Origin of the sequence: Bacillus cereus group sp. N6, from assembly GCF_016483705.1 — a bacterium.
Taxonomy (GTDB): Bacteria; Bacillota; Bacilli; order Bacillales; family Bacillaceae_G; genus Bacillus_A; species Bacillus_A wiedmannii.
The window spans coordinates 1-401 of record NZ_JAEHBI010000226.1 but is presented as its reverse complement, the minus strand read 5'-3'; the positions used below and the strand labels follow the sequence as shown (position 1 = coordinate 401).

The following is a 401-nucleotide window of genomic DNA, read 5'->3' as shown; positions in this document are numbered from 1 at the left end:
GCTTGATGATCTCGCTTTTTGCGAAGTTGAATATCCAATGTGTGACCTTCCTTATCAATCGCACGATAAAGATAACGCCACTCTCCCTTGACTTTGATATAGGTTTCATCTAAATGCCATACGAAATGTGCTGATTTATTTTTCTTTTTCCACATTTGATAAATCAAATTGCCATATTCATGCACCCAACGCATGATTGTTGTTGGATGCACGGAAATTACACGTTCTCTCAGGAGTTCAGATATATCACGATAGCTCAAAGAAAAGCGACAGTAATAGCCAACGGCTACTAAAATAATGTCTTTCTTGAACTGTTTTCCTTTGAAGTATCTCATGTATCATTCTCCTCAACTCAATCTTCCTACAGTTTAGCTTTAGTTAAAAAACTTTGCAACGGAACC

1 protein-coding gene is annotated in these 401 nt (G+C 37.2%); it reads right to left on the bottom strand.

All coding sequences use genetic code 11. The features are described 5' to 3' along the window. Positions 1–335: IS6 family transposase (locus tag JDS99_RS31070; RefSeq protein WP_199696506.1), on the bottom strand; the 335-nt coding region annotated here is incomplete at its 3' end. Positions 336–401: the final 66 nt, after the last annotated feature.